The following is a 7,968-nucleotide window of genomic DNA, read 5'->3' on the forward strand; positions in this document are numbered from 1 at the left end:
CGCAGAACCCCTACAACACCGATCTCGACCGCAACCCCGCAAACTTCCAGCCCCTCACCCCCCTCAACTTCCTCGAACGCGCCGCAAACGTCTTCCCCGCCGGCTGGTTGACGACGCGCGGGAGGCATGAGAATCAGCAAGGACAGCTTGGCGTGGCGGCTGCCCATGCTATTCAAGGCAGGTGCGATCCCGCGCCTGTCGACCAGGCATCGAGGTAGTATCCATGTACAGTGTTCGCCTTTTCGCTGTCCGCCATGCCCGGAGCTTCGAATGGTTCTATGCCCGGTTCGAAGCCGTGATGGTCGCGCTTGATCCGCTGTTCACGCGCATCGGCTACGAACGCGTCGAACGTCCGGTCGCCGCGTTCGAGCGGGTGACCAAGCGCCTGTTGTTCGACTGCAAGATGTGTGGCCAGTGCGTTCTGTCCTCGACCGGAATGTCGTGCCCGATGAACTGCCCGAAGCAGCTTCGAAACGGTCCATGCGGCGGCGTGCGACCGGGCGGCTTTTGCGAGGTCAAGCCGCAGATGCGCTGCGTCTGGGTGCAGGCGTGGGACGGCGCCGCGCGCATGAAGGAGGGCGGCAAGATCAACGATGTGCAGCCGCCCGTGGATCGTAACCTCGAGGGTTCTTCCTCGTGGCTCAGGGTGGCACGCGAAAAGGCGGCGCGGTCGTCAGAGGGCAGCGACGCGCCCCGGACCGCGATCGCCCGCGCCTTTGCCGACGCCCGCGCCCACGAACCTGCGGCGGCGCCGCTGGCCCCGGAGCCGGCCGCAGCCGTCCGGTCGGGAGACGCACGATGACCGATGAGACACGCTCCGAATACGCCCCGTGGATGCCTGCCTACGAAGAGCCGCCGGCCGGCCATGTGTCAGGCAGCCGGCTTGAGCGCGTGCTGCGTCAGGGCAGGTTCGCGGTGACGGCCGAGCTCAACCCGCCGGACAGTGCCGATCCGGCCGACGTGTTCGAGGCGGCCCGCCCTCTGGCCGAAGTCGCCGACGCCATCAATGCGACCGACGCCTCGGGCGCCAACTGTCACATGTCATCGATCGGCATCTGCTCGTTGCTGACCCGCGCCGGCTATGGCACGATCTATCAGATCTCGTGCCGCGACCGGAACCGGATCGCGATCCAGGGCGACGTTCTTGGCGCCGCGGCGATGGGGGTGCGCAACGTCCTTTGCCTGACCGGCGACGGCGTCGGCGTCGGCGACCAGCCGGGGGCGCGGCCGGTCTTCGATTTCGATTCGCTCTCGCTTCTGCGGACCATCCGCACCATGCGGGACGATGGGATGTTCCTCTCTGGCCGCCGTATCAGCCGTCCGCCGCGGATGTTCCTGGGCGCCGCCGAGAACCCGTGCGTCGCGCCGCTTGACTGGCGGCCCGAGCGTCTGGCCAAGAAGGTCGAGGCGGGCGCCGACTTCATCCAGACCAACTACATCTTCGATGTGCCCGTCTTCGAGCGCTTCATGGCGCGCGTGCGCGACCTGGGGCTTGAGGGCCGCGTGTTCATCCTTGCCGGCGTCGGCCCGCTTGCCTCGGCCAAGGCGGCCCGGTGGATGCGATCGAATGTGCCCGGAATTCACATTCCGGACGCGGTGATCGAGCGCATCGAAAAGGCCGCGAAACCCGCCGAGGAGGGCAAGCGTATCTGCATCGAACTGATCCAGCAGATCCGCGAGATCAGGGGCGTCTCGGGGGTACATGTGATGGCTTACCGGCGCGAGCATCAGGTTTCGGAAATCATCGCCGAGTCAGGCGTGCTGCAGGCCCGGGTTCCACAGCGCAGGCGGGCAGCCGCCGCGGGCTCGACGCCCGGTTAGGAAGGCTGCGCACGGTATTGCGACCGATCCGGACCGATGCAGGAGGTTGCCAGCGTCGGCCGGGATTGGCTCTGTCGCCATCGGCTATGCGATTGCCTCGCGTGGTGCGCGAAGCCGAAGGGCCACGCGATGCTGGTCGCCACAGCCGCACACGGCGTCAGCGTCGCGGGCGTTGCGCTGGCCGCGCAACGGGAACCCAAGACCGCCATCACGGGCCCGCTCAGCCATGCGCGGAAGACCGGAAATTCTTGGTCCTTGCCGTCTTCATGGACCAGGGGCGCTGTCAACTCGCCACCAGGAATCCGCTTCATGCGCCGGATGTTCAGGGCCGCATCCATCAGCCTGATCAGGCTTGGGTTTATGTCGCCCCGCCCCCTGGCCGCGCCTCGTGTTGCAGAACCCTGGTCACAACGACAGGCCCGACGATGCATGTCGCCACCGCCGCAAGCACGGATGCCGTGTAAAGCTGGGGCGGCACCGCCCAGGCGCCCAGTGACAAGCCGTGCGCCATGACGATCAGGAAGATCTCGGCCCGCGGCACCATGCTTGCGCCGATCAGCCAGCCGGCCCGTCGCCCGGCAATCGCCCAAGCCGCCAGCCCGGCCCCCAGGAGCTTGCCCACGACCAGCACGATGAACAGCGCTGCGGCAAGCGACAGGGCGGCCCCGAAATTCTCCAGCCCGACCGAGAGTCCGACGGAGAAAAAGAAGAACGGGCCGAACAGGGCAAGCACGGACGCGAAGGCATCCTCGATCTGCAACTCTGCCGGATCGCGGCTGAAGGCAAGCCCGGCAAAGATTGCCCCGATAGCCATCGAAAACCCGATTGCGTCAGCCACGGCAACGATCAGGAAGACGGTTCCGGCCGCGAAAACGAACGGGCCCTTGACCGGGTCCATCCTGGCAAAGACAGCCACGAGCCTCGGTTCGACGAGACGCGAAAACACATAGCAGCCCGCGACGAACACGGCGATCTTCGCGACCTGCATGGCACCGGCCCGCACCGCCTCGCCGATCATTCCGCCGCCCTGCTGCAGCCCTGGCGCAATGGCGAAGACGATTCCCAGCAGGATCACCGCCGACAGGTCGTCAAGCTCGGCCACGTCGAGCATCAGCGCGCCATTGTCGCTTTCCAGGGCATTGGCCTCTTCCCACGGCGCGACCGAGACGCCGATGCTTGTGGCGCTTGCCGCTAGTCCCACAAGCAGCGCCGGGATCGGGCCAAGGCCGGGCCAGGCCCAGATCAGCGCAAAGGCCAGCGCCGCAGGGATCGCCATGTTCGGAAGCCAGATCGCGACCGCGCGCCGCAACTGTTCAACGAGTCGGTCCATATCGCTTTCAAGACCGACCCGGAACAACAATGCGACAAGGCCCAACTGCGCCAGCAATTCGATCTGATCCTCGAGCTCTCGCGTGACGCCTCCCAGATGCCGGTCGGCGGCGGACAGGCCGAATCCCAGGCCGATGAAGGCGACCAGCGCGGGCAGGGCTGCCTTTTTCAGGGCGCTTCTGACCGGAACCGCAACCAGCACGACGCTGCCGAGCACGAGCATGAACAACCCGTAGTTTGGATCTTCCGTCATCGCGGCCCTCTTGCTGAACCTGATACCAGGCCCTGAATGCGCCCAGAACCGTCTGGGCAAGCAGCAGGGCCAGCGTCCAGGATCTTTCGCCGGGTCAGGACGCCATCAGCGGACATGTCGTGCAGCTTTTTCCGGCAGGAGGTCCCGCAGCACCCCGTCTGTCACCGGCAGTCAGGCATTCACATCCACCACCACCCGGCCCTTGACCTGGCCTTTCAGGATGTCGCGCCCCAGCCCTGGCAGATCCGACAGGATGGCGGGCCGGATCATCGCCTCCAGCTTCTTCATCGGCAGGTCGCGCGCGATCCGCTGCCAGGCCCGCAAGCGGTTCTCATAGGGCTGCATCACCGAATCGATCCCCAGCAGGTTCACACCACGCAGGATGAAGGGTGTGATCAGCGCACCCTCGATCGCGGCTCCGCCGGCCAACCCGATTGCGGCAACGCTCGTGCCGTATTTCATCTGTTTCAGGACCCGGCCCAGCATCGCGCCCGCCACCGCGTCGATGCAGCCTGCCCATTGCTCTGCCTCCAGCGGCTTGCGCGTCACCTCGGTCAGTTCCTCGCGCGGCACGATCTGGCTCGCGCCCAGCTGCTTCAGGTAGTCGCCGGTCTCCGGCCGCCCGGTGACCGCAGCCACCTCATGCCCCAACTGCGCCAGGATCGCGGTTGCGACCGATCCCACGCCGCCCGCGGCCCCGGTCACCAGAACCGGCCCGTGGCCCGGCTGCAAGCCGTGATCTTCCAACGCCATCACCGCCAGCATCGCGGTCAGCCCGGCGGTGCCGACCGCCATCGCCGTGCGCGTATCGAGCCCATCGGGCAGGGGCACAAGCCAATCCGCCCTGACCTGCGCCTTCTGGGCATAGCCACCCCAATGTGCCTCGCCGACCCGCCAGCCCGTCAGGATCACCTTGTCGCCCGGCTTGTAGCGGGCATCCGACGATTCCTCGACCGTGCCGGCAAAGTCGATCCCTGGCACATGCGGATATTTGCGCACCAGCCCGCCACCCGGCCCGACACACAGCCCGTCCTTGTAATTCACCGTCGAATACTCGACCGCAACCAGAACCTCGGCGTCGGGCAGATCGTCCACCGCAATCTGCTTCACCGCGGCGCTGGTCTTGCCGCTTTCCTCGTCCTTTTCCACCACAAGCGCGTAGAACATCTGAGCCTTCCTTTACCTCGGGGTCTTCGGGTCTTTCATCATGCCGCAAATCCGTATGTTTCGGGCGCAAAACCGACCGGCGCCATCCCCCGCACCCCACTTCATGCCCAGAACAACTCGCCCACGCAAGCGGCGCGCATGTTTTCGGGTGTGACCCCATCGACATCCGTGCCGCCGTTCCCGATGCCGTCTGCGCACCATCCCGATGGCCAATCTGGTCCCGAAACCCGGCGACCAGGCGGCGTGCGGGTGGTTCCATCGTCGCGCCACGCCTCGGCGGCCGTGCGGGCCCGTTTCCAGACCTTGCGGATCGCGCTTCCTCAATGAAACGCTCGCCGCTCAACGGGTCGATGTCAGCGATCAGGACCGGCAGACCGGTATTCCCGCCGCGTCGGCCACGCTGTCATGGCATGGCATTGCATATCCAGAACATCAATTATGATGCTTGAAAGATCAATATCCATGTTTTAGATGGGTATCGTGCAGCAGAGGCCCAGCTCGTGATCACGTCAGCCCAGATGCGCGCCGCGCGCGCCCTTCTCGGGATCGACCAGAAGGCCCTGGCCGATCTGTCCGGGCTTTCCGTCCCGACGATTCAGCGCATGGAGTCCGGCACCGGAACTGTGCGCGGGGTCGTGGACAGCCTGACCAAGGTCGTTGCGGCGCTCGAATCCGCGGGCATCGAGTTGATCGGTGAGCGCATGACAAGCACCGCGCAGGGACGCGGTGTGCGCCTGAGATCGCCCCCGCGAGGATCCTGACCCTTCACCCCGCGATGGCGACCGCCGACGAAAGCCTGCGATCCCGCCGCTTCGCCTTTCCAAGTTGCGGCCCACGATGAAAAACCAGACCACCAGACAGAGCGACGCGCCGAGCTTTGCCGAGCTTTTCACCCCGAAGCTTGTCACCGTCCTGCGCGAGGGCTACGGGGTGCCGCAACTGCGCGCGGACACCATCGCGGGGCTGACCGTCGCCATCGTGGCGCTGCCCCTGTCGATGGCCATCGCGATCGCGTCCGGTGCCACCCCTGCCCAGGGCCTCTATACTGCCATCGTCGGCGGGTTCCTCGTCTCCATGCTCGGCGGCTCGCGCTTTCAGGTCGGCGGCCCTGCAGGGGCTTTCATCGTGCTGGTTGCCAGCACCGTCGCGCTGCACGGAATGGACGGGCTGCTCCTCGCGACCTTCCTGTCGGGGCTGATGCTGGCAGCGGTCGGGCTCTTGCGGCTTGGCACCTTCATCAAGTTCATCCCCTTTCCGGTGACGGTCGGTTTCACGGCCGGGATCGCGGTCATCATCTTCGCCAGCCAGATCAGGGAGCTTCTCGGCCTGACGCTTGAGGACGAGCCGGGCGAGCTTCTGGAAAAGCTCCCGGCCCTGTGGGCGGCGCGAGAAAGCGTCTCCCCGGCCGCGATCATGATGTCCGTCGCGACGGTTGCGATCATCGTCGGGCTGCGCCGCTGGCGTCCGCACTGGCCGGGCATGCTGATCGCGGTGGCCCTGACGGCGGTGGCGACAGCGCTTCTGGCGATGCCCATCGAGACCATCGGCACGAAGTTCGGAGGGATTCCCTCGTCGCTTCCGGCCCCGAATCTGCCGAGCCTGTCTGCGGACAGGATCACGGCTGTCCTTCCGGCCGCCATCTCCTTCACGCTGCTCGGCGCCATCGAGTCGCTGCTGTCGGCGGTCGTCGCCGACGGCATGACCGGCCGGAGGCACCGTTCGAACTGCGAGCTTGTCGCTCAGGGCGCGGCCAATATCGGATCGTCGCTGTTCGGTGGCTTCTGCGTGACAGGCACCATCGCCCGGACCGCGACCAATGTGCGCGCGGGCGCGCACGGACCTGTCGCCGGCATGCTTCATGCCGTGTTCATTCTTCTTTTCATGCTCGTGGCCGCACCCCTTGCGGCCTACATCCCGCTTGCCGCACTGGCAGGCGTGCTGGCCGTCGTGGCCTGGAACATGATCGAGAAACCGGCCATCGCCATCCTTCTGCGCTCGGGCTGGGGCGAGGCGACGGTTCTCGGCGCCACATTCTTCCTGACCATCTTCCGCGACCTGACCGAGGCCATCGTCGTAGGCTTCGCGCTCGGCTCGGTCCTGTTCATTCACCGCATGAGCCGGTCGACAGAAATCGTCGCCAGGACGGCCTTCGTCGGTCAGGACGAGGCGGACAGCGCACACCCGCGCGAGGCCTATGACGAAGATCTGGCCGCAAACCCCGACGTCGTCATCTATCGGATCACCGGTGCGCTCTTCTTCGGCGCCACGGCGTCCATCGGTTCCGTTCTCGACCGCATCCAGGATACCCACAAGGCGCTGATCGTGGATTTCTCGGGCGTGCCCTTTCTCGACTCCACCGGAGCCAACATGATCGAGGGTCTCGCGCACAAGGCGCACAGGCAGGGTGTGGCGCTCTGGCTCACGGGGGCGACCCGCGACGTCCAGCGCGTGTTCGTGACCCATGGCTTGCGGCGGCCCCTGGTCCACCATGCCAAAACGGTCGATGAAGCGCTGGCCTCTGTTCGCAATCCCACACCGATCGCGACCGGTCAGCAGGCGGTCTGACCGCCCGCTTGCGGCGCGACGGCCTTGTGGCAGGCACGCTCTCCGTCCCGGACGGCCCGGCCGGATCGCCAATTGATCTGGGACAAGGCAGGCCACGCCAGTCCCCGGCATAGTGGAGAGGCAGACTGAAGAATCCCTTGGCAGGTAGCACATGGAAATCGTCGTTCTGTTCGCGACCTGCGAAGGCCAGACCCGCAGGATTGCCGACTTCATCGCCGAACAGGTCCGCAGGATCGGTCACGACGTCACCTTGGTCGATGCCTCCGAGGCGGCCGAGTTGTCGCTTGCAAAGGCCGAACGGGTCATTCTGGCCGCGCCAGTCCACGAGCGCCGCCACCCGCCGGCCTTCGAAGCCATGCTCGCGGCCTCCAGGGACCGTCTGAACAAATGTCCGACGCTGATGGTCTCGGTCAGTCTCAAGGCGGCGTTCCCCGAAGGGCTGGAGGAGGCGCAGGACTACCTGATCGAAATGGAGATGCGCACCGGCTTTGCGCCGACGCAAGAGGTACTTGCTGCAGGCGCGGTGCGAACCCGCAGCTATGACTATTTCCAGAACCAGATCGTGCGGCATGCGGTCCTGCAAGGTCAGGACATCGAATTGACGGACGGCGTGCGGGAATTCACCGATTGGGACGCCCTTGCCGGCAAGGTCGTTTCTTTTCTGGAAAGCTGAAAGGCAGCCCCGTGCACGCGGCCTGTATCGTCGGGCAGCGGGTCGGCCAGGTGTCGCCATCCGCCGCGCGCGCGGATCTGGCGCGTCCGCGGCGCCATCTTGCCCCGATCGGCTTCCGGTAATTTTTCTGCACTGCGGCGGTTGCAATGCTGCGGTGCAG

General features: G+C 66.1%; 8 protein-coding genes. 6 read left to right on the forward strand and 2 right to left on the reverse strand.

The window, feature by feature from the left end; genetic code table 11:
* The 3 genes from L1965_RS15750 to L1965_RS15760 form a co-directional block, all read left to right on the forward strand.
* Window positions 1–218, forward strand: a 218-nt coding sequence (locus L1965_RS15750) for a hypothetical protein (RefSeq protein ID WP_235757390.1), incomplete at its 5' end; no start/stop codon positions are given.
* A gap of 5 nt (window positions 219–223) precedes the next feature.
* Entirely contained in the window at window positions 224–802 is a 579-nt protein-coding gene (locus L1965_RS15755; protein WP_235757383.1) for a methylenetetrahydrofolate reductase C-terminal domain-containing protein, read from the forward strand.
* Window positions 799–1,821 carry a methylenetetrahydrofolate reductase gene (locus L1965_RS15760; RefSeq protein ID WP_235757384.1) on the forward strand — a complete coding sequence of 341 codons (1,023 nt, stop codon included), beginning with the start codon at window positions 799–801 and terminating at the stop codon, window positions 1,819–1,821. Before L1965_RS15755 ends, L1965_RS15760 begins: the two co-directional genes overlap by 4 nt.
* Before the next feature lie 358 nt (window positions 1,822–2,179).
* On the opposite strand, the gene L1965_RS15765 is transcribed toward L1965_RS15760, so the two are convergent.
* Both L1965_RS15765 and acuI read right to left on the reverse strand, forming a co-directional pair.
* Window positions 2,180–3,403, reverse strand: coding sequence for a cation:proton antiporter (locus L1965_RS15765; RefSeq protein WP_235757385.1), 1,224 nt, complete (start codon window positions 3,401–3,403; stop codon window positions 2,180–2,182).
* Between the two features lie 171 nt (window positions 3,404–3,574).
* A complete protein-coding gene (acuI, locus tag L1965_RS15770; RefSeq protein ID WP_235757386.1) occupies window positions 3,575–4,570 on the reverse strand; it encodes an acryloyl-CoA reductase in 996 nt (331 codons plus the stop codon).
* Window positions 4,571–5,070: 500 nt separating this feature from the next.
* Between acuI and L1965_RS15775 the strand changes: the two genes are divergently transcribed.
* The 3 genes from L1965_RS15775 to L1965_RS15785 all read left to right on the forward strand — a co-directional run bounded on the left by L1965_RS15775 (window position 5,071) and on the right by L1965_RS15785 (window position 7,808).
* The gene (locus tag L1965_RS15775) at window positions 5,071–5,331 is read left to right on the forward strand and encodes a helix-turn-helix domain-containing protein (protein WP_235757387.1); all 261 of its coding nucleotides are present in this window, start codon (window positions 5,071–5,073) and stop codon (window positions 5,329–5,331) included.
* Between the two features lie 76 nt (window positions 5,332–5,407).
* Window positions 5,408–7,135: a SulP family inorganic anion transporter gene (locus L1965_RS15780; RefSeq protein ID WP_235757388.1), complete on the forward strand. Its 1,728-nt coding sequence runs from the start codon at window positions 5,408–5,410 to the stop codon at window positions 7,133–7,135.
* Window positions 7,136–7,286: 151 nt separating this feature from the next.
* Window positions 7,287–7,808, forward strand: a complete 522-nt coding sequence (locus tag L1965_RS15785; RefSeq protein WP_235757389.1) for a flavodoxin domain-containing protein — start codon at window positions 7,287–7,289, stop codon at window positions 7,806–7,808.
* The last annotated feature ends 160 nt before the right edge of the window (window positions 7,809–7,968 follow it).

It is taken from the genome of Paracoccus salsus, assembly GCF_021556615.1.
In the GTDB taxonomy this organism is placed as follows: Bacteria; Pseudomonadota; Alphaproteobacteria; order Rhodobacterales; family Rhodobacteraceae; genus Paracoccus; species Paracoccus salsus.

Excerpts from the sequence above, each read along its gene's own strand:
- L1965_RS15760 (WP_235757384.1), top strand. The coding sequence starts at position 799 with ATGACCGATGAGACACGCTCCGAATACGCCCCGTGGATGCCTGCCTAC.
- acuI (WP_235757386.1), bottom strand. The coding sequence starts at position 4,570 with ATGTTCTACGCGCTTGTGGTGGAAAAGGACGAGGAAAGCGGCAAGACC.
- L1965_RS15785 (WP_235757389.1), top strand. The coding sequence starts at position 7,287 with ATGGAAATCGTCGTTCTGTTCGCGACCTGCGAAGGCCAGACCCGCAGG.
- L1965_RS15755 (WP_235757383.1), top strand. The coding sequence starts at position 224 with ATGTACAGTGTTCGCCTTTTCGCTGTCCGCCATGCCCGGAGCTTCGAA.
- L1965_RS15780 (WP_235757388.1), top strand. The coding sequence starts at position 5,408 with ATGAAAAACCAGACCACCAGACAGAGCGACGCGCCGAGCTTTGCCGAG.
- L1965_RS15765 (WP_235757385.1), bottom strand. The coding sequence starts at position 3,403 with ATGACGGAAGATCCAAACTACGGGTTGTTCATGCTCGTGCTCGGCAGC.